This window comes from Alteromonas lipotrueae (assembly GCF_019249255.1).
Lineage (GTDB): Bacteria > Pseudomonadota > Gammaproteobacteria > Enterobacterales > Alteromonadaceae > Alteromonas > Alteromonas lipotrueae.
On the sequence record NZ_JAESDJ010000006.1, the window covers coordinates 1 to 19155 of the forward strand.

Sequence of the window (19155 nt, forward strand, 5' to 3'; positions counted from 1 at the left end):
CCGGTAGTAATTAGAAAGTTACTATCAGCGACAAAAATTTGTTTTTGTAAGGATAATGTCGCTCAGCTCGCAGAGCTCGCTTCGCCTTACAAAAAATCTCAGAAGCGTTGCTTTTGAAAGAAGATTTTTTGTCCCCATCGTCTAGAGGCCTAGGACACCGCCCTTTCACGGCGGTAACAGGGGTTCGAATCCCCTTGGGGACGCCATATCGTTAAGCCAACCTTCGGGTTGGCTTTTTCGTTTCTACAGCTTAATTCCTGCCGTTCTTATCGATATTCCACATACAAACTAATACCATCTTGATAATATAGCCGTGTTAACAAAGAGGTTATTTATGCAAAATTATCCTATCGGCACGCCAGGAAAACCTTGGGGTGAAGAAGAGAAAGAAGAATGGAAACAGCGCCAAACGATTAAGCGTTCGTATAATGATGAAGTGCTTAAGCAGTTAGGCAGTATTCCTGAAGGGTTTGAATTAAAGCAGTATGGCGCGTTGCCTTACGATGAGTCTCGATACCCGTTGTATGCCGTAATTCCTAAAAATATCCCTAAAGATATCCCTAAAGATATGCCTAAAGGTATGCCTACAAATATTGATGCAACCAAGCCTGCGGTGCTAGTTACTGGAGGGGTGCATGGGTATGAAACCAGTGGTGTGCAGGGGGCGCTTCAGTTTATCAATACTAAATTAAGTGACTACGCAGAAGATTTCACCATCATTGTCGTACCGTGCGTTAGCCCTTGGGGTTATGAGACTATCAATCGTTGGGATCAGTATGCGTTAGATCCTAATCGTTCATTTTACCCTAATTCTCCGGCACCTGAGTCAGCCCAGCTAATGGCATTTGTTGAATCGTTGAACTTACCATTTTCATTGCATGTCGATTTACATGAAACCACTGATACGGACAACAGTGAGTTTAGGCCTGCATTAGCAGCAAGAGATGCAACGACTCATGATAATTGGAATATTCCTGATGGCTTTTACCTGGTGGCTAATACCCAGAATCCACAAAAACAATTTCAGGAAGCTATTATTGATGCAGTTAAGCAAATAACTCATATCGCGCCTGCTGATGAAAGTGGCAAAATTATAGGTGCTGACTTACTGTCTGAAGGTGTGATTTGTTACGACAAAAAAGCATTGTATCTTTGCGGCGGAATGACAGATGCAGCTTATGTAACTACAACAGAAGTCTACCCTGATAGCGCTAATGCAACGGCTGAAAATTGTAACGCTGCCCAAGTGGCTGTAATCACCGCAGCGTTGGAATTTATAAAATAGACGTTTAGATGTTTGAATGTTTAGACGTCTAGATGTATAGTTAAGCCTTCTCGATGAGGAGGCTTACGTGTTTACATTTTCTGCATTAATTTATGATGGTTATAAACAACAACTGGTGACTGGGGATTATGAAGATAGAACCCAGTTCGACGTATTTTTAAATGCGAAGTTCGGTGTGCATGTTTGTATGTGGGCTGCCAAAGAGCCTACACAAAAAGTAATTGATGCTATGTTACATGCCTCTCTCGTCGCTAAAGGTAATTCAATAAAAAATAAGAATCTTAAGGCCAAGTATTAGTGAGTATAGTTTCCCCCTGTATTGCCAACTGTAAACTAGACGAAGACGATGTATGCACCGGATGTAAGCGCACCATCAAGGAAATTGGCAACTGGTCGAATTACAGCACACAGCAAAAGCAAAACATCCTCACCCGCCTAGAACAACAAAAGTTGGACACACATTCAAGTTAGAACAAAAGTTGGACACACACTTAAGTTAGGGTTGGACAGTCACTCAAATTTCTCCCAGGAACGCATTAATATGTATAAAATCGGACAGTCAAAAAAACGTACACAAACTCTGCTCGACACTTAAATAGCATGGTCATATAACCCGCACTTTGCTACACTCTCGCGCCAATTTTAATCACTCAGTTTTAGCGAAATTTTAGTTATGAAAATCATGCTGGCGCCTATGGAAGGTGTTGTCGACCATTTAATGCGAGATATGCTTACTCATGTGGGTGGGTTCGATCAGTGTGTAACTGAATTCGTTAGAGTAGTGGATCAAAAACTTCCCAATAAAACCTTCTACAAACTATGTCCCGAACTACATAATGGCGGCAAAACCCCAAACGGCGTGCCTGTGCGCGTGCAATTATTAGGGCAGCATCCACAATGGCTGGCAGAAAATGCTCATACTGCGGTTGATTTGGGTTCACCGGGTGTAGATTTAAATTTTGGCTGCCCTGCAAAAACCGTCAATAAAAGTAAAGGCGGGGCGGTTCTGTTAAAAGAAACTCAAGCTTTGTATGACATCGTAAAAGCGGTTCGTGATGCCGTACCAGCCTCACAACCTGTATCAGCTAAAATCCGGTTGGGATTTGAAGATAAATCTCTTGCTGTAGAAAATGCTATCGCTATCACTGAAGCGGGCGCATCTGAGCTAGTTGTGCACGCCAGAACAAAGACGGAAGGCTATAAGCCGCCAGCTTACTGGGAGTGGATTGCTAAAATAAAGCAAAATACCGATATTCCATTAGTGGCAAATGGCGAAATATGGAACGAAGAAGAAGCCAAGCGCTGCCAAGAGCAATCAGCCTGCACCAACTTAATGGTGGGGAGGGGCGCACTTGCCATGCCAAACCTAGCAAGGTGTATTCGAGATGGAGAACCGCCTATGGCATGGGAAGATGTGGCCGCATTGCTTATTCGCTATTCGGGCTATGAAATCTACGGTGATAAAGGGAAATACTACCCAAATCGAATAAAGCAGTGGTGTGGCTATTTAAAAAGGCAGTACCCTGAAGCTGAATTGTTGTTTAACGACATCAGGCGCTTATCAAAATCACAAGAAATTGTAGATGTATTAGCCAGGCAAGCCTCACACTAGACTTTTAAAATATATCAACCGCGATGTTTTGTTGATTTTGCCTAGAAAAACTCAGACCTGAACGCCTATTGAAGATACCTTCTGGCATTTGCTATGTTTGGTTTTCTGCCATATTCGCATGCAGACGCAAACACGCAAATTCGCTCAGCAGAGCCGATCGGGCCCGTAAATTTTCTTTCTAGTTTGGTTGAAAGGGTAATCCAAGAATTACCAGAGAGTTTAAGTCTGCCCAAGATAGGCTTAATTTTCTGAGGAATAGCACCTTTTTTGTCTGGGCGCATAATATGGCCGGTTTCATCTACAAGCACTAAGTAGTCGCTCAATTTAAAAGGCAGGCTGCTTTCATTAACCGGAACTTGATCATTAAACGGCATAAGCCGAGCAGGTATTTTGTTTACTTTCAATGCGTTAATTCTGTATTGAATACTAGTGAAGTTTGATTGCTCAGGTGTTTTGGCGATATCGGCTCGGATAGGGTTTAAATCGGTATAGGCCATGGTTGCCGCTAACGCATTTTCCGACAATATTGCTTGGCTTTTAAATCGGCGCTCCCAAAAATAACCTGTACATTCATCTTCTTTGTTAGCTTTTCGCGCAATAAATTCATTAAGTAAGCGCATGAACCAACTTACGCTATATAGCCGATGCCGATAAATTTCGCTTAATTCTTCAACTTTTTGAAGCTCTACCTCAGATAGCGAACCTCGGGCCTCTTCATCAAGATAACGTTGGACTAATGAGGGGCAGCGATAAAAACATTTCCACCGAAGTAACACTTCATCCATGGTCCAGTGTTCAGCTCTCGCTTTCGCAATATGCACAACGACATGAGTATGATTATGCATTACTGCATAGGCGCACAAGTCAATAGCAAAGGTTTTCGTGAGCCTATGTAGTCTATCTACAATCCACTGTCTGCGGTGGTTGTAGTTTTTGCCTGTACTAGCATCAACGCCACAAAGGAAAGATTGCCGCACACAACGTGATGTGCAGTGATAGTAAGGCGTGACTTCTAAATTGACTTGCTTGTATCGAGGTAGCGGCATTTCCATATCTCCGAGTGATTCGGAAATAATTATGCTGGAAATGCGTTATTAAACTACTGTGCTTAGGGCGGGTTTTCAACTAAACATAAGTGTCGATACGAGAACCCACTCTACTATCTGAGGCAGGAGCCGCTTGTTGTGTCTGTTGGGGCGCACCTACTTCAGTTTGCTGACTAGCACGTTGTTGCTGAATCTGTCGTTGTGGCTCCTGCTGAGGCGACTGAAGTACATTCGATACTGGTGTTGACGTTGATGATGTAACGTCCATAACAATCTCCAAATTGAGCTGACTTTCGTTCTAGCATTTAACATATAGCGGTAAAAGCATAGCACAGATTAACGTTATTTTATGATTAAAGGTGTCAATTTTTCGAACATAAAATCAGCAATAGTTGGCTGTGCTTTTGCGTTAGGATGAATACCATCACGTTGCATTAGGTCTTTTTGAAGTGCTATGTTCTCAAGAAAAAAAGGAATTTTTGTAACTTCATGTTGCTCTGACACGGTATCAAAAGTGTCGCTAAACATTTGCGTATAGCGTTTACCGTAATTAGTGGGGATCTGCATGTCTTGCACAAAAACGGTTGTATTGTCCGATTTTGCTATGCTAACAATTGCGCTCAAGTTGTCTCTAATCTTACTGATACTGTGCCCTTGCAGGCCATCATTACCCCCAAGTTCTATTAAAATATGGCTTGGTGTATGCTGTTCAATTAACCTTGGAAGCCTAGCTAAACCGCCATCAGTGGTCTCACCACTTACCGCAGCATTTACAATATCGATCGATATATTCTCGTCACGCCAGCGTTTTTGTAACAAACTCACCCAACCTTCTTGTTGATCTAACCCATAAGCAGCAGATAGGCTGTCACCTAGAATCAGTAATTTAGCTGAATTATTGGGGACGATGGTATCGGTCTGATCTGATAATGCAGATAACGGTATTAATAAAAGCAGTGTGAACAAAACGGCGCTGCGAAAACGATAAATCACGAATTGATGACCCCTATATGATAAAAACATCCAAAGTAACTAAGTCTGTAAATACGAGCGAAGGTAAGCTTGAGATCCTTCATCCTATCTCTTTTGAAGTCAAGTCCGGTGAGTCCGTTGCTATTATCGGTGCGTCAGGTTCAGGTAAATCTACACTGTTGGGGCTGTTGGCCGGCTTAGATGAAGTTTCCGAAGGCGAAATTTATCTAGATGGTGAACCACTGCATACCATGGATGAAGAGGCTCGCGCTGTACTTCGTGGACAAAAAGTAGGGTTTATTTTTCAAAGCTTTATGTTAGTGCAAAGCTTAACCGCTATTGAAAACGTCATGCTGCCAGCCGAAATTGCTGGTTTAGATAATCCTAAGCAGATGGCGAGTAAGATTCTTGAACAAGTAGGCATTGGGCATCGCGCGAGTCATTACCCAAATCAACTTTCAGGCGGTGAACAGCAGCGTGTTGCTATTGCGCGTGCTTTTATTACTTCACCTAAAATTCTATTTGCCGATGAACCTACTGGAAACTTGGATGCAACAAACAGCCATAAAGTAGAAGATCTTCTTTTTGCGCTAAACCGAGAGAAAGGCACAACATTGGTACTGGTCACCCACGATAACGAGCTTGCCGATAAGTGTGACAGGCAGTTAACTATGCAGGCGGGAGTTCTGACAGAGTCGACTCCAGTATCGCCTCTACAGCGCTCAGAGGCTGTTTAGATGGAGGCCCTATAAATGAGTATGACATCGACCTTGGCATGGCGATTATTTCGGCATGAGGCGAAGCGCGGAGAACTTACCATTATCTTGTTGGCAATTGTATTGTCGGTAGGCGCGGTATTGTCGCTGTCGTTATTTAGTGAGCGTTTGCAAGGTGCGCTAAAAGAGCGTTCAGCGGCATTTATCGCGGCAGATGCCCAGTTACGCTCTGATACACCCATTGATGAGATTTGGTTACAGCAGGCTCGAGATGAGGGGCTTAATACCGCCAAGCAGGTCACTACTCGGTCGATGGTTTTTCATCGTGACGAAATGTCATTGGTGGACCTTAGGGCTGTAAACGAGAACTATCCGCTAAAGGGCACGGTTAATATTACCGATGTGCCTTTTGGACAGAAAGAAGCGGCAACAGATTTGCCCATGCCTGGCGAAGTGTGGCTGCAGTCTCTGTTGTTTCAAACCCTGAAGCTTAGTTTGGGAGACAGTATTGAAATAGGTGATGCTGAATTCATTGTCACCAAAGTATTGGTTGATATTCCTGATGCAGGATTCAGTGTATTTAACACCGACCCCATCGCCTTGATTAGACTGTCCGATTTGGATGCAACGGCCATAACTGGGCCAGGCAGTCGGGCACGTTACGTGGGCTATTTTGAAGGCGAAAGTAGTGCTATTAGCAATTTTTACGACTGGCTCAGCCCTAACTTGCAAGATGACTTACATAACTGGCGTACGGTTGAAGATGATGAATCAGCCATTGGGCGTTCGGTAGCCAGTGCTGAGCGGTATTTTTTATTGGCGAGTTTACTTGCAATAGTGCTTGCAGCGGTTTCCATTGCGGTGGCAGCCCAGCGTTACAGTCAACGTCATTTCGACCCTGTCGCTATCATGAAAACACTCGGTGCCACAAAGCAAGTCATTCGCCGTATCTATCTTCTTCAAATTCTATTTATTACTGGGCTAGGCATTATTATTGGATTAATAATGGGCTTCATTGGCCAGCAAGTTGTGGTGTGGTTAGTTGCTGAACAAGTTGACGTAGCTTTATCAATTTGGCACTGGCGGCCAGTGCTAATCGCTGTTTTCACAGGGGCAACCTGCTCGTTATTATTCTCGCTTTATCCATTGATGCAGTTGTTTTCAATTCCTCCACTGCGTGTGCTAAGGCGTGATTTAAGCACTAATTTACGTTCTCGGACCATTCAGTATGTGGCCTCAGGCGGTGCGATATTTCTCTTGATGTGGATTTACAGCCAAGACTTGATGATCAGCCTTATTTTATTTGGGTCAGGTGTTGTTTTAGTCGCAGGGCTGCTAGGCGCTACCTTCTTGCTCATTGCAGCAGGCCGTAAATTCGGCTCGGGTAAAATGGGCCCGTGGCAGCTTGCTTGGGCGCGGATCAAGCGTCGTTCAATGGAAAATAGTGTTCAGCTGATTAGTTTTTCAGTCACTATCATGTTGTTGCTAGTTGTATTGGTTATGCGCAACGACATGGTATCGCAGTGGCGCTCTCAGTTGCCAGAAGGTACACCCAATTACTTTTTGATTAATATAACCGGCGATCAAAAAACAGAATTGGACACACACTTCAAATCAAACGGAATTACCATCGAAGAATTTTACCCGGTTATACGAGGCCGCTTTGTTGCGGTGAATGATGATAGCGTGAATACCGAAGTGTCCAAAGAAGACGATTCGAATACTGAGGGTAGGCAAGGACTCGGGCGAGAAGCTAATTTAACTTGGAGTAATTCGTTACAAAAAGAGAACGAAATTACTAGTGGTATATGGCATGGTGATAACACCGATACATTAGAGCAAGGTGTATTCGCGGTTTCAGTCGAAACGGATGTAGGTGAACGACTTGGCATTGAATTAGGCGATATGTTGACGTTCAATGTGGGCAGTGAAATTGTTAAAACCAAAGTAACTAGTTTCAGAAATGTGAACTGGCAAACCATGCAGCCTAACTTTTTCTTTGTTATTCAACCTGAAGCCATGGCGGCGTTCAATCCAACCTACATCACCAGCTTTTATTTGCCTGAAGTGCAGAAGTCAGAACTGACTACGTTGTTAAAACCATTTGCGTCAATCACCATGTTCGATGTTGATGCGCGAATTAATCAGCTAAGAGATATTGTCAACCAAGTGTCGGTGGCCATTGAGTTTATCTTAGTCTTGGTGCTAGTAGCAGGCAGTTTAGTGTTAATAGCCCAGGTCCAAGCCAGCATGGATGAAAGACGACAAGAGCTAGCTATTTTAAGAACACTTGGCGCTAAAGGCAGTTTAATCCGCAAAAGTGTAGTGTTTGAGTTTCTGATCATAGGCGTGGTTGCAGGTTTCATGGCAGCGCTCGCCAATGAGCTCAGCTTGTATATGCTGCAAACCAAGGTGTTTCAAATGACTGCAAGTCTTCACTTTGAGTACTGGCTAATTGCACCGATAGTAGGGGCAATTGTGGTAGGCGCTTTAGGTGCAGTTGGCTGCTGGCGCTTGCTTACCTTAAATACATCAGCACTGCTTAGGAAGATGGTCTAAAGGATGTATAGCTAACGAGAGTTAGGAAAGACTGTTTTAATGCCTAAGGGAGATCAAAGCGGGATGAAAGGGACAGTCACTCAAGTGAGTATCTGAAATCGGTACAAATAGTCGTACGAGTCACTCGATTAAATGTTGGACACACACTTAACTTTGAGTGTGTGTCCAATTTCGTTCTGTGTCCGATTAAGCCGGATGGTTCAAGTTAGAGTGTGTGTCCGATTAAGCCTTCGATTAAGCGTCAGTGCTTATAAATTGCTTCCAACGCACTTTGCAAAGTGGGGTAAGCAAACGTGTAGCCTGAGGTTACGAGCTTTTCAGGTAGCACTTTTTGTCCTTTTAAAATCATGTCAGAAGATTCACCCATCGCTATTTTTAATACAAAGCTTGGAACGGTAAACAAGCAGGGCCTTGAAAGCGTTTCTGCTAATGTTTGCGAGAAGAATTTATTAGTTGAAGGTGATGGAGCCGTAAGGTTGAACGCCCCATGGCAACTATCATGTTCAAGTAGGTAAGCAATAGCTGACACCATGTCCTCAATGTGGATCCAAGATAAATACTGCTCACCATTTCCTATTTTGCCGCCCAATCCTAGTTTGAAGGGCAGTGCCATTTTCTCTAGTGCACCGCCATTTTTAGCTAACACTACACCGGTTCTTAGCGTACATACCCGCGTTTCGTCGCGAGCGACAGAGGTAGCGATAGCCTCCCATTTTGCACAAAGATCGTGGGTGAACTCTTCATGAGGGGGCGTTTGCTCGGTTACCTCAACACTGCCTTTACTGCCATAAAAGCCGATTGCTGAACCAGAGATAAATAAAGGTGGTGGGGTGCCCGCACTATTAATTTTTGCGACAAGTTTAGAAGTAATATCCCATCGGCTATCGCAAATTCTTTGCTTTTGCGTGTCTGTCCAACGTTTGTCTGCAATGGGTTCGCCCGCCAAATTGATGATGGCATCGAAAATTCCAATATCATCAATGTCACTCACATCTGAAACCAACGATACATTGCCACCCAGCAGGTGCTTAGCTTTTTTGGGGAATCTCGTTATGACAGTAAACTGATGCTCGCTTTTAAACTTTTCAATGAACGCGCTACCGATGAGGCCTGTGCCACCTGACATTAAAATTTTCATACAATGTACCTATAAGAGTGACTATAAAAGTGCTTATAAAAGGTCGTGCAACAAATAATCAGCCGGTTTTATTACACGAAAGCGTTAGCGACACCGAATCAGAAAATCGCAGTGCATGCGGCTTATCCACCTCTACTTCGGCGTAACGTACTGATGAGTGTTCAGCAGCCAAACTTAATACGTCGGCGGTGAGCTTTTCGAGCAATGAAAATCGGTTGTCCTCTACCAGCTTAATGATGGCCTTGGTAATCACCTTATAGTTTAACGCGTCTTCCATATTATCGCTGTCTGTCGCTCTTTGGGCATCGTAATCAATCTTCACATTAACGATAACGTCTTGTTTATTGATGATTTCATCTTCGTTAATACCAATATAAGTTCTCAATCTCAGGTTTTTAATTTTAATTGTGGCTAAGTTGAAGGTCATTGTATTCTCGTATTTGTAGTTATGTATAAGTCACTGTAAAGTGTTTGAGATTTTTATTAGGAATGAAGCAAAAAAATGTCCATGGAATTGCGCTCACCCATAGCGAAAGTACTTATTGTCCTCGCATGTTTAGTTGTTGTGATGGCGGGAATAAAGTCCGCTAGTACGATTATGGTACCTTTCTTCTTATCAATATTTATCGCTATTGCGTGTAGCCCAATAATTCATTGGACCGGACGTTTTGGCGTGCCTAAATGGCTTTCTATCACCTTAGTAATACTAATAATTCTAGTCTTTGGATTTCTTCTTGCTGGCCTAGTAGGACAGTCTATGACGGAATTTAGAGAAAATCTTCCACAATATAGGGAACAGCTCGATACCGAATTTTCGTGGATTATAGAAAAACTCGCACAATACAATATTAACGTTAACCAAGAACTGATTGCTACACACTTAGATCCTGCCACCGCGATGTCAGTAGCGACCAATTTTATCAGCGGTATGGGCGGCGTATTGTCGAACTTATTCCTTATATTGTTAACGGTTATTTTTATGTTGTTTGAGGCAGACAGCATTCCAAAACGTCTACACATTGCATTGTCAGACCCGGATATGAAATTGAAACACATCGACCGTTTCATTCGTTCTGTAAATAGTTATTTAGCTATTAAAACCGTGGTGAGTTTAGGTACTGGGTTAATTATCGGTACGTGGCTTTATGTGATGGGAATCGACCACTTTCTATTGTGGGCTGTTTTGGCATTCATGTTGAACTTCATCCCAAACATAGGTTCGATAATTGCTGCACTTCCAGCGGTACTTATTGCTTTTGTTCAATATGGTTTAGCTTCAGCTGGCATGGCTGCGTTAGGTTTTGTTTTAGTTAATACAATTATGGGAAACATGGTAGAGCCAAGACTGATGGGGAAAGGTATGGGGTTATCTACTTTGGTGGTGTTTTTGTCTTTAATCTTCTGGGGATGGTTATTGGGTACGGTGGGAATGCTACTCTCTGTGCCTCTTACTATGGTGGTAAAAATAGCACTAGAGTCTCGAGAGGAAAGCCAATGGCTTGCAGTGTTATTGTCTAGTGCGGGCGATAAAAAAGGAAAAGCTTAAACCGGAAATTTGATAATAAACCGAGCGCCGCCAATAGGGGCGCGCTCGATAAGCAATTTACCTTGGTATATTGCAATAAGATCGCTTACTAAGGCCATACCTATGCCTTGCCCGTCGGTGTAAGTATCTAATCGTGTCCCACGTTCTAACAGGGCTTGTTTCTTATCTGAAGGTACGCCGGGACCATCATCATCAATGGTCAACACAGCCCAATTTCCTTCGTTTGTCAGCGTAACCAACACTTTTGAGTCTGCAGCCTTACACGCGTTGTCTAACAGGTTACCCACCATTTCCATAATATCGGTTTCGTCGGCTTTTATAGCGACCTTGTTAATGGCTTCAATTGTTATCGATAATTGCTTATGTTGATACACTTTATCCATAGCGTTAGCCACTTTTTGCGTAATAGGCAACAGAGGAATAGCCGCTTGCCACCCCGTTTTACCAGCACTAGCACGTTTTAATTGGCGTTGAATAATTTGGTCAATTTGGTTGAGAGATTCAACAGCTTGTTTGGGCAGCTTTTCAACCCCTAATGCTACAGCCAGTGGCGTTTTTAAACTATGGGCAAGGTCGCCCAAGCTATTCTTATAACGAGCACGCTGCTGAGATTCAGATTTAATCAGTTCGTTGATTGACTGTTTCAATGGGTTAAATTCAACGGGGTAGTGCGCATCAAGCTGTTGTTTCTGCCCGCTAGAGGTAAGTGATATTTCACTAATAAGCTTTCTTACTGGCATAAGTACAAGGCTGATACCCACAATTATCAACACAAGCAAACCGCCGGATAGGATCAGTAACCAACGCCACACCACCGATATAAAGGTTTCGCGCTCTTCATTAAACAGGTGTTTATTATTAAAAATATAAAAACGAACTGGCTCGAAGTTGCTTTCTGAGGCAAATTCAGCCGTAAACGCGTAGGCGAAATAATCGGTATTATTGTCGAAATTGGCTATGTACGATTCAACAAAAAGTTCGTTGCCCACATTGATGTTTAAATTTGGGGCTGGCAATGTGTAATCTAACGCTGAAGCCGACTGCCATACTACGTGGCCGCGAAAAACAATCACGCCCAAGTAACCAGAGCCAGGCAAGTTAAGTTGCTCTTCGTATAAAATCTCGGGCATAAAGGGAATATCGCCATCTAGCTCAAAAGCGGACAGCAACCCTAGGTTCATGAGTCTAAGTTCACTCATCTTGGCTTGAGTTAAACTTGTGGTATAGGCGTCATCTAAAATAACCACAGTAAGCGGTGCAAATAGGGCAAGTACGCCCATCGCTAATAAAATGCTCCTTATTCTCAGCGACAGTTGTTTCATAGATTATGCTTCATAGGTTACGGTTAATCCTATACCCACGTCCGCGAAGGGTTTCAATGGGTTTAAAGCTACTTTCTGGATCTAGCTTTTTACGCAATCGGCCAACAAAAACTTCAATGACGTTACTATCAAGATCAAAATCTTGGTCGTAAATGTGCTCTGTTAACTCTGTTTTCGAGACCACTTTTTGCGGATTCAGCATTAAGTACTCCATGACTTTGTATTCGTACGCAGTCAACTCGAGAGGGGCATCATTTACAGTGATTTCTTCAGCGACCGTGTCCAGCGAAATAGGACCGAACTGTATAACAGGATTTGCCTGGCCAGAGGCGCGGCGAATCAGCGCCTTAACCCTTGCCAGTAACTCTTCATTGTGAAAAGGTTTGGTAAGGTAATCGTCCGCTCCTGCATCCAAGCCTTCAACTTTTTCCTGCCAGCGATCACGAGCGGTTAAAATAAGTACGGGGCAGCGTATATCTTCTTGCCTTGCCTTTCGAATAACTTCAAAGCCATCCATTTTAGGTAAGCCGATATCAATAATAGCTAGGTCGTAGGCATACTCATTGAGTTGATAAAGCGCATGCTCGCCGTTGTCGGCCAAATCTACACTGTAGCCATGTTGTTGTAATAGGCTATCAAGCTGGGTTAGAAGGCGACTGTCGTCTTCAGCAATGAGTATCCGCATAGTTAATCCTTTGAGTTGTTCTTAGATGTTTTCACTTTTCCAGAGCGTTTGTCTACGTCAACAGAGACAACTCGCCCCGATTCCTTTAGCACCTTAACGCGGTATTTTTGATTGGTTTGGCTTACGCGAAGTACACGACCTGACTCGGCTTTTCGAGCGCGTTCTACAGCTTGGCTTTTACTTAACTCACCACTTTTTTCCTGCTGTGCATAGGCACTGCCACCACTGCCTATAAACAGTGCTAGCATCAAAGCTACAGCGCGAAGTATGTTCACCATATATCCTCACCAAAAAAGCAGGCAAAGCCCGATAGGAACCTAGTATAGAGACCTGAGCTGAACCATTACTGAATATCTGTGTAAGTCTACCTTGCCAAATAGTGCGTGTACATAAAGCTATAATAAGAATGAATATGAGACAGTCACTTAAGCAGACAAGTAATTCAACAACGTACTAGATTGGACACACACTCTAATTTCAACTTTTCGGGTGACAAAAGATACTCGTACTTGAGTGACTGTCCAATATGAAGGGCTAAGAATAAAGCGGCTTAAATTAACGAGAGTGTCTAACTTTCCTTTCGAATTTAAGTGTGTGTCCAACCTTAGTCCATCCAATCTTAGTCGGTGTGAAAAACTTACTGCAAGAGTGAATAGGTTATAGGTAGAAGTAGCAAGTGTTTTACTCTTTTACAGAGCGTGATGCCTATGTAGCCCTTTCTTAGTAAGACCTGTAGCATCTAGAGGTTTTTCTGGCACGTAGTGTGAATTGTAGTTGGGTAAGTTTATTCAAATGTATGCAACGGAGGCAATATGTCGCACGATATTAAAACGGCAATGTGGGAAGCTATGTCTAGCAGTCCAAATGTAATGGTTAGCCTTATTAGTAAAAACACGCACGCTGAACCAATGCGTGCCCAGCTCGATAAGCATGCTAATAGCGAATTTTGGTTTTACACCACTAAAGATAATCGCATCGCTGAAGGTGGCGAAGCCATGGTACAGTTTTCATCAAAAGGGCATGATGTGTTCGCATGTATTCGCGGAACATTGGTTCAGGAAACTCGCCAAGATATTATCGACAAGTATTGGTCTAACGGCGTAGAAGCTTGGTACGAGAAGGGTAAGGACGATCCGAATTTACTCATGCTGCGATTTAATTTGGCGGATGCCGAGATTTGGGAGGCTGACCCATCCCTTAAAGGAATGTTTAAATTGATGACCGGCAAAACCATTTCACCTGATGAAATGGGTGAACACGACAAAGTGACTTTGTAGCTAGAATGCTCAAATGAGTGTGTGTCCAATTTAGATTGAAGTGTGTGTCCAATTTAGATTCGCACACAAAAAAGCCTGAAAGGAATGCGTTAGCATTTCTCTCAGGCTTTTTTATGAGCAGTAATCGAAGCTGAGTGCTCAATTGACGCTCGCTATTCATGAGGCCGAGTCAGTTAACATCACGATTGCTACTGTACCTTTACTAGTTACAACAAAACGTAAAGTAGGCACAAATCGATAACCGCTGAGAGTGACCGCTAAGGAAGCACTTTCTTGTAAGGTTTAACAATTACACTTTCGTAAACACCCGCTTCAATATACGGGTCGGCATCTGCCCAAGTTTGCGCCGCTTCTAGCGATTCAAATTCTGCAACCACCAATGAACCTGTAAAACCAGCTGGGCCCGGGTCTGGACTGTCGATAGCAGGGAAGGGGCCAGCTATAACTAACCTACCTTCATCTTTTAACGTATTTAAACGTGCTAAATGCGCAGGGCGGGCCGCTAAACGATTTTCCAAACTGTTTGCCACATCGGTAGCACAAATCATATAAAGCATATAATGACTCCTTAACCCTTAGCAGTGGCGGCTTTCATAGACTGCACAAACTCACCCAATGCACTTAGCATAGCATCGTTGTCATCTAGGTTTGCTGCAATCAAGTTCACTGTAGCTGAACCTGAAATAGCGCCCGCTGCACCAGCATCAATGGCCGACTTTACTTGTGCTGGCGTAGAAATACCAAACCCAAGTAGTGGAGGTGCACATTTGTGTGCCGTTAGTTTCGCAATCAACTCAGCGGCAGGAATTTCTACAGCAGTTTCAGCGCCAGTTACCCCAGCTCTACCTAATAGGTAGGTATAGCCTTTCGAGTACTCACCAATTTTTTCCATGGTTTCATCGGTCGCATTCGGCGGAGCAATCAAAATTTGTGATATTCCATTAGCATCAGCCGCTTTTTGGAATGGTGCAGCTTCGCGAATAGGTACATCAGCAACTAAAATAGAATCTACACCTGCATCACTGGCCTTTTTATAAAAGCCATCGATAGACTGTGCCATCACTAGGTTGCTGTAAAGAAGTAAACCAATAGGCACTTGTGGGTACTTACTACGCACGCGAGTGAGTAATTCAAAACATTTAGCTACTGTAACGTTGCTTTTGTGCGCACGAATACTCGCCGCTTGAATAGTAGGGCCATCGGCGATTGGATCTGAATAGGGAATACCAAGCTCTAGTGCATCAGCACCACTTTCAACCAATTGGCAAATTATCGCTTCAGATTGCGCTAAATCAGGGTCGCCTATCATCACGAAGGGAACAAAAGCGCCTTCATTTTTTGCGTCTAGGCGCGCAAACATTTCTGCATATCTTTCCATTACAGTTTGTCCCCTAAAATTTTGGTTACATGTGCTAAATCTTTATCGCCACGGCCAGATAAATTCACCACAATAATGGTTTCTTCTTCTGCTTCGTCGGCCATATTTAATGCGTGTGCTAGGGCGTGTGAAGACTCAAGCGCGGGAATAATACCTTCTTTGCGTGCAAGCAATTGGAACGCGTTAAGGGCTTCTTCATCGGTAGCGGCAACGTACTCAGCACGGCCAGTTTCGGCTAAATAAGCATGTTGAGGGCCAACCGCTGGGTAATCTAGTCCGGCAGAAACTGAATAGCTCTCTTCAATTTGGCCTTCGTGGTCTTGCATAATGAAGGTATAAGCGCCGTGCAGTATACCTTTAGTGCCCGTCACAATAGTGGCGCCGTGCTCTTTGGTGTGCACTCCTTTACCCGCAGGTTCAACACCTACAAGGCGTACAGAAGGTTCGTCGATGAAATCAGCAAACATACCAATAGCATTAGAACCACCACCTACACAGGCAACAACCGCATCTGGTAAACGGCCTTCTTTTTCTAGAATTTGTGCACGTGTTTCTTCGCCAATCATACGGTGGTATTCACGTACAATAGTCGGGAATGGGTGAGGGCCCGCAGCCGTACCTAACAGGTAATGTGCGGTATCGTAATTAGCAGACCAGTCACGCATAGCTTCGTTTACCGCATCTTTAAGTGTGCCAGAGCCAGCATTTACTGGAATAACTTCTGCGCCCATTAGCTTCATTCGAAAAACGTTAGGCGCTTGACGCTCAACATCTTTTGCACCCATATAAATACGGGCTTTTAAGCCTAATAATGCGCATGCTAACGCTGTAGCAACACCGTGTTGACCAGCCCCAGTTTCGGCAATAACTTCGGTTTTACCCATACGCTTGGTTAATAACGCCTGACCCAGAACTTGGTTTGTTTTGTGGGCACCTCCGTGAAGTAAGTCTTCACGTTTAAGGTATAATTTTACTTTAGGGTTGCTCACCAAGTTGCGGGTTAGCGTCATTGCTGTTGGGCGGCCTGCGTAATCTTTTAATAACCCCAAAAACTCTTCGTTGAAGCTAGGATCATCTTTCGCATCTAGAAACGCTTTTTCTAGTTGGTCCAGTGCAGGAATAAGTAGTTCTGGCACATACATGCCACCGAACTCTCCAAATTTTGTATCTAATTGATTCATGCGTTGTCCTAAGTGTTAATAGCGGCGACAAATTGAAAATAGCTCGGCTAATTTTTCAGCCGACTTTTCGCCTGGGGCACTTTCTACCCCTGAATTTATGTCGATGGTTGCGCAGCCTACCTCAATGCCTTGAGCAATGTTGGCTGCGTTAATTCCACCGGCTAGAATAATTTTTTGCTTGTTGGCTATATTGTCTAACAATCGCCAATCGAAGCTTTCCCCTGTACCGCCTTTGGCATTACCTACTTGGCAATCAAGAAGTACATAATCGATATTTTCATCTTCTAATAACTGAGGTAACTGTTCAGGCAATGCGCCTTTCACGCCTTCGGCTTGCCATATTTCACAACGTGACGGCAAGGCGTCTTTCAGTTTTGTTCTATATGTTGCACCTTCGCTGCCGTGTAATTGAACGGCGGCTAGCGAAAGCGTTGCAGCTAACCTAGCAACATGGTCTATGTCATGATTCACAAACACGCCCACATAATCGCCTTCAACGGTTTCTACAATATCTTTTGCGACAGATTCGGCTACAAACCGAGGTGATTTTTCAGCGAAAATTAGCCCGCCCATGCTCGCGCCACTTCCAAAAGCAAGTTGTGCCTGTTCAACACTGGTTAACCCGCATACTTTTACCGAACCGTAAATTAAGCTTTGAACGGCGCGTTTCAAATTAGCTTGCGACATAAGTGCACTGCCTACCAAGAAGCCTTGGCAAAGCGGGCTTAAGCGCAATACGTCTTCATGGGTATAAATACCCGATTCTGAAATTACCACAAAGTCGTGTGTGGCACTTTCCAGCATAGGCACCAAGTGTTCTGTGGTGGCTAAATCGGTTGATAAGTCGCGCAGGTTACGGTTGTTAATACCAATAATGTTTGCTTCAAGAGCAATCGCGCGACGCATCTCTTCTTCGTTGCTTACCTCAGTAAGAATATCTAACGACAAGCTATTGGCTACGGTAGCGAGCTCGCGATACTGCGCATCGTCTAACACGCTTAGCATGAGCAATACGGCATCGGCATTATAATGGCGAGCCAAATAAACCTGATAAGTATCAATAAAGAAATCTTTGTTTAATACAGGTTGTGCTACACGTTCTGTAACGTAGGCCAAATATTCAAATTTACCTTGGAAATACTTCTCGTCAGTAAGCACTGAAATGCCCGCTGCATAGGGTGTGTATGCAGCTAAAATTTCGTCTAGGTCGAAATGTTCGCGAATAAGCCCTTTTGAGGGCGAGGCTTTTTTACACTCAAAAATAAAGCCAGCATTCGGTTCATTCAATGCATCAAACAAGCTTTTGTTCGAAGGCACTAAATCTGCTTTAAAGCTTTCAAGTGGCAGAGCCGTTTTTCCAGCATCAACTTCAATGCGTTTATCGGCAACAATTTTTTCTAGCACATTAGGCATCAGAGCTGACCTCCTGACTGATTTTGGCAACTTGGTTTAATACCGCCAAAGGTTTTGCATCTTTCATTGCTTGCATGGCCATTTCGGTGCCGTCTTTAAATGAATCGGCGGTACCGGTAACTTTAAGTAGTGCGCCGCAGTTCATTGCAATGGCAGCGCGATGGGCTTCTTGGCCTTCACCGGCTAATGCGGCTTCAATGTATTTCTTGTTTTCTTCTGGCTCGCCGCCCTCAATCGCCGATAATGGGTATGAGGAAAGGCCAAAGTCTTCAGCGGTGACAGTTAACTTACGAATGTCACCATGCTCAAGATCGTAAATAATAGATTCACCATGCAGAGCAAGTTCATCTAAGCCATCGCCGTGAACAATCATGGCGCGATGTTGGCCAAGAAGCATAAGGGTTTTTGCGTAAGGTTCAAGCAGTTCAGGGGAGTAAACGCCGAACACACCATGTGTTGGGCCCGCTGGATTGGCAAGTGGCCCTAGTATGTTAAATAAGGTTCTGGTCTTCAGGGCAGCACGGACGGGGGCTGCGAAACGCATGCCTGCGTGATATACCGGCGCAAAAAGAAATGTGAAATTTGCTTCATCTAAGCATTTTCTCGACAATTCCGGTGTAATTTCTAAGTTTAAACCGAATTGTTTGAACAGATCAGCCGAGCCAGACTTGCTAGATACGCTTCTGTTGCCATGTTTGGCCACTTTCACACCACATGCTGCTGCCACCACCCCTGCGGCGCTCGAAATGTTAATGGTGTTATGACCATCGCCACCTGTGCCTACAATGTCGGCAAACGGGTAAGTGGGTGCAGGAAACGGCTTGGCGTTCGCAACCATGGCACTGGCTGCTCCGGCAATTTCACCCGGAGATTCATGCTTAATCTTTAGCGCTGTGAGAACCGCTGCAATAACGGCTTCGCTTTGCTCACCGTGCATAATACTGTTGAACAACGTGTAAGCTTCGGTTTGAGACAGCGCCGTTTGTTTGATGAGTTTTTCAAGTAATGGAGTAGCGTCAAACATG

General features: G+C 43.9%; 21 protein-coding genes and 1 tRNA gene. 9 read left to right on the forward strand and 13 right to left on the reverse strand.

Going from position 1 to position 19155, the window contains the following annotated elements; translation table 11 throughout:
* Positions 1 to 130 precede the first annotated feature (130 nt).
* The 5 genes from KYS23_RS09840 to dusC all read left to right on the forward strand — a co-directional run bounded on the left by KYS23_RS09840 (position 131) and on the right by dusC (position 2897).
* Positions 131 to 206, forward strand: a tRNA-Glu gene (locus KYS23_RS09840).
* Positions 207 to 334: 128 nt separating this feature from the next.
* Entirely contained in the window at positions 335 to 1285 is a 951-nt protein-coding gene (locus KYS23_RS09845; protein ID WP_218418491.1) for a M14 family metallopeptidase, read from the forward strand.
* 67 nt (positions 1286 to 1352) lie between these two features.
* Positions 1353 to 1583: a hypothetical protein gene (locus tag KYS23_RS09850; RefSeq protein WP_159531315.1), complete on the forward strand. Its 231-nt coding sequence runs from the start codon at positions 1353 to 1355 to the stop codon at positions 1581 to 1583.
* The gene (locus tag KYS23_RS09855; protein ID WP_218418492.1) at positions 1583 to 1756 is read left to right on the forward strand and encodes a DUF1289 domain-containing protein; all 174 of its coding nucleotides are present in this window, start codon (positions 1583 to 1585) and stop codon (positions 1754 to 1756) included. Before KYS23_RS09850 ends, KYS23_RS09855 begins: the two co-directional genes overlap by 1 nt.
* 202 nt (positions 1757 to 1958) lie before the next feature.
* Entirely contained in the window at positions 1959 to 2897 is a 939-nt protein-coding gene (gene dusC / locus KYS23_RS09860) for a tRNA dihydrouridine(16) synthase DusC (RefSeq protein WP_159531311.1), read from the forward strand.
* A gap of 65 nt (positions 2898 to 2962) precedes the next feature.
* On the opposite strand, the gene KYS23_RS09865 is transcribed toward dusC, so the two are convergent.
* The 3 genes from KYS23_RS09865 to KYS23_RS09875 all read right to left on the reverse strand — a co-directional run bounded on the left by KYS23_RS09865 (position 2963) and on the right by KYS23_RS09875 (position 4936).
* The gene (locus KYS23_RS09865) at positions 2963 to 3943 is read right to left on the reverse strand and encodes a hypothetical protein (protein WP_218418493.1); all 981 of its coding nucleotides are present in this window, start codon (positions 3941 to 3943) and stop codon (positions 2963 to 2965) included.
* A 79-nt stretch (positions 3944 to 4022) separates the two neighbouring features.
* Positions 4023 to 4211 (reverse strand): hypothetical protein, encoded by a 189-nt coding sequence (locus tag KYS23_RS09870; RefSeq protein WP_218418494.1) that lies wholly within the window; start codon positions 4209 to 4211, stop codon positions 4023 to 4025.
* Positions 4212 to 4285: 74 nt separating this feature from the next.
* Positions 4286 to 4936, reverse strand: coding sequence for an arylesterase (locus tag KYS23_RS09875; RefSeq protein ID WP_309475335.1), 651 nt, complete (start codon positions 4934 to 4936; stop codon positions 4286 to 4288).
* A 17-nt stretch (positions 4937 to 4953) separates the two neighbouring features.
* Here KYS23_RS09875 and KYS23_RS09880 point away from each other — a divergent pair, with 17 nt between their 5' ends.
* Together KYS23_RS09880 and KYS23_RS09885 are read left to right on the forward strand one after the other, a co-directional pair.
* The gene (locus KYS23_RS09880; RefSeq protein WP_218397133.1) at positions 4954 to 5652 is read left to right on the forward strand and encodes an ABC transporter ATP-binding protein; all 699 of its coding nucleotides are present in this window, start codon (positions 4954 to 4956) and stop codon (positions 5650 to 5652) included.
* A gap of 15 nt (positions 5653 to 5667) precedes the next feature.
* A complete protein-coding gene (locus KYS23_RS09885; protein WP_218418495.1) occupies positions 5668 to 8190 on the forward strand; it encodes an ABC transporter permease in 2523 nt (840 codons plus the stop codon).
* A gap of 241 nt (positions 8191 to 8431) precedes the next feature.
* Here the strand turns inward: KYS23_RS09885 and KYS23_RS09890 are convergent, their stop codons facing one another.
* On the reverse strand, positions 8432 to 9328 hold the full coding sequence (locus KYS23_RS09890; protein ID WP_218397130.1) for a TIGR01777 family oxidoreductase: 897 nt from the start codon (positions 9326 to 9328) through the stop codon (positions 8432 to 8434).
* A gap of 58 nt (positions 9329 to 9386) precedes the next feature.
* Complete coding sequence (folX, locus tag KYS23_RS09895) at positions 9387 to 9755, reverse strand: dihydroneopterin triphosphate 2'-epimerase (protein WP_057792815.1); 369 nt, start codon at positions 9753 to 9755, stop codon at positions 9387 to 9389.
* A 75-nt stretch (positions 9756 to 9830) separates the two neighbouring features.
* On the opposite strand from folX, the gene KYS23_RS09900 reads away from it, so the two are divergent.
* A complete protein-coding gene (locus KYS23_RS09900; RefSeq protein WP_041452556.1) occupies positions 9831 to 10874 on the forward strand; it encodes an AI-2E family transporter in 1044 nt (347 codons plus the stop codon).
* On the opposite strand, the gene KYS23_RS09905 is transcribed toward KYS23_RS09900, so the two are convergent.
* From KYS23_RS09905 to KYS23_RS09915, 3 genes are read right to left on the reverse strand one after another with little or no spacing between them, the layout of a single operon-like run.
* Positions 10871 to 12196, reverse strand: a complete 1326-nt coding sequence (locus KYS23_RS09905) for an ATP-binding protein (protein ID WP_218397129.1) — start codon at positions 12194 to 12196, stop codon at positions 10871 to 10873. The two genes, KYS23_RS09900 and KYS23_RS09905, sit on opposite strands and share 4 nt — an antisense overlap.
* Before the next feature lie 10 nt (positions 12197 to 12206).
* On the reverse strand, positions 12207 to 12881 hold the full coding sequence (locus KYS23_RS09910) for a response regulator transcription factor (protein WP_063458348.1): 675 nt from the start codon (positions 12879 to 12881) through the stop codon (positions 12207 to 12209).
* Between the two features lie 2 nt (positions 12882 to 12883).
* The gene (locus KYS23_RS09915; protein WP_159531295.1) at positions 12884 to 13159 is read right to left on the reverse strand and encodes a PepSY domain-containing protein; all 276 of its coding nucleotides are present in this window, start codon (positions 13157 to 13159) and stop codon (positions 12884 to 12886) included.
* Positions 13160 to 13693: 534 nt separating this feature from the next.
* On the opposite strand from KYS23_RS09915, the gene KYS23_RS09920 reads away from it, so the two are divergent.
* On the forward strand, positions 13694 to 14158 hold the full coding sequence (locus KYS23_RS09920) for a pyridoxamine 5'-phosphate oxidase family protein (RefSeq protein ID WP_218397128.1): 465 nt from the start codon (positions 13694 to 13696) through the stop codon (positions 14156 to 14158).
* 257 nt (positions 14159 to 14415) lie between these two features.
* On the opposite strand, the gene KYS23_RS09925 is transcribed toward KYS23_RS09920, so the two are convergent.
* Genes KYS23_RS09925 through trpD form a run of 5 tightly spaced genes read right to left on the reverse strand, consistent with a single transcriptional unit; the run spans position 14416 to position 19154 of the window.
* A complete protein-coding gene (locus KYS23_RS09925; protein ID WP_159531291.1) occupies positions 14416 to 14715 on the reverse strand; it encodes a YciI family protein in 300 nt (99 codons plus the stop codon).
* An 11-nt stretch (positions 14716 to 14726) separates the two neighbouring features.
* A complete protein-coding gene (gene trpA, locus KYS23_RS09930; protein WP_218397127.1) occupies positions 14727 to 15536 on the reverse strand; it encodes a tryptophan synthase subunit alpha in 810 nt (269 codons plus the stop codon).
* The gene (gene trpB / locus KYS23_RS09935) at positions 15536 to 16717 is read right to left on the reverse strand and encodes a tryptophan synthase subunit beta (protein WP_159531287.1); all 1182 of its coding nucleotides are present in this window, start codon (positions 16715 to 16717) and stop codon (positions 15536 to 15538) included. Before trpB ends, trpA begins: the two co-directional genes overlap by 1 nt.
* Before the next feature lie 15 nt (positions 16718 to 16732).
* Positions 16733 to 18130 carry a bifunctional indole-3-glycerol-phosphate synthase TrpC/phosphoribosylanthranilate isomerase TrpF gene (trpCF, locus tag KYS23_RS09940; protein ID WP_159531285.1) on the reverse strand — a complete coding sequence of 466 codons (1398 nt, stop codon included), beginning with the start codon at positions 18128 to 18130 and terminating at the stop codon, positions 16733 to 16735.
* Positions 18123 to 19154 (reverse strand): anthranilate phosphoribosyltransferase, encoded by a 1032-nt coding sequence (trpD, locus tag KYS23_RS09945; protein ID WP_159531283.1) that lies wholly within the window; start codon positions 19152 to 19154, stop codon positions 18123 to 18125. Before trpD ends, trpCF begins: the two co-directional genes overlap by 8 nt.
* Position 19155 lies beyond the last annotated feature (1 nt).